Source organism: Amnimonas aquatica (genome assembly GCF_002943415.1).
Classification (GTDB): domain Bacteria; phylum Pseudomonadota; class Gammaproteobacteria; order Pseudomonadales; family Moraxellaceae; genus Perlucidibaca; species Perlucidibaca aquatica_A.
Map to the genome: position 1 here is coordinate 1 of NZ_PTQZ01000378.1, position 1063 is coordinate 1063.

Sequence of the window (1063 nt, forward strand, 5' to 3'; positions counted from 1 at the left end):
CGACTCAACAGCAGGGCCGGGCTCAAGGCCGGGAGCGCACATCTATGGAATCACGCCTGACCGATCTCGAGATCAAGGTGGCCTTTCAGGATGACCTGCTTGAAGCGCTGAACCAGGTCGTCGCGGCGCAGCAGCGCCAGATCGACCTGCTGCAGGGCGAGCTTCGCATCCTCTACGATCAGGTCAAATCGCTGCAGCCATCGATGCTGGCTGAGGTTGCCGAAGAGGCGCCGCCGCCGCATTACTGACGCGGCCCCACGCGCAGGCCCGACGCGTTCGCGTCGTGCGGCCGGCGCGGTACCGCGTGGCGCTTACTTCTTCTTGCTGGTCCAGGCCCAGATCATCTGGCACTGGACCGGTTCCTGGCCGGTGGCGTCGGTCAGTGTCACCGGCACCAGCACCTCGCCCTTGGGCTCGCTGCGGATGCGCGCGATATCGGCATCGGTCAGCGTGGCCACGGCGCGCAGGTCGCCGCTGGAGCGGCGCGTGTAGTCCACGTGCAGGGTCTTGATCAGCGGAATGCGGTCATCGGGCAGGTTCATGCCGACCACGAAGCCCGAGGCAGTCTCGGCCAGCAGCGCTATGGCGGCGGCATGCACGCTCTTGATGTGGTTCTGCACCTTGCGGCGGTTGCGCACGCTCACCACCACGCGGTTGTGGGTGAGTTCCTCGTAGCGCAGGCCGGAGGTGCCGACGAATGGCACCACATTGCCGAAGATCAGCGAAACGGCGCGGATGCGCAGGCTGTCGGGCAGCTTCTCGAAGGGCTTGATGGCGCGGCTGATGTTGTTGCTGAAGCTCATGGGAATCTCCTCCGCTGCGGGCATGGACGACAGGTTCGTGGCGGCGAGCATGCCGCAGGGAGGGACCAAGGTGTTAGGCCGAAATGACCATGAGGTCGGGTACTGCAGTCAAGCGGACGAATTCTGTATGCTGTAGCAGCGCTGTCGGGCGTTTCCCGATCACCGTTTTTCCTCATGCAGGCCTGCCCATGCTGCCCATGTCTACCCAGAGCCGTCTGGTGACCATCGCGGTCTATCCGCACAAGCTGATTCAGCTTTTC

2 protein-coding genes are annotated in these 1063 nt (G+C 64.2%); one reads left to right on the forward strand and one right to left on the reverse strand.

All coding sequences use genetic code 11. The features are described 5' to 3' along the window. Positions 1 to 248, forward strand: a 248-nt coding sequence (locus C5O18_RS10150; RefSeq protein WP_206389859.1) for a SlyX family protein, incomplete at its 5' end; no start/stop codon positions are given. A gap of 63 nt (positions 249 to 311) precedes the next feature. Here the strand turns inward: C5O18_RS10150 and C5O18_RS10155 are convergent. Beyond that, entirely contained in the window at positions 312 to 803 is a 492-nt protein-coding gene (locus C5O18_RS10155; RefSeq protein WP_105193504.1) for a DUF4442 domain-containing protein, read from the reverse strand. Positions 804 to 1063: the final 260 nt, after the last annotated feature.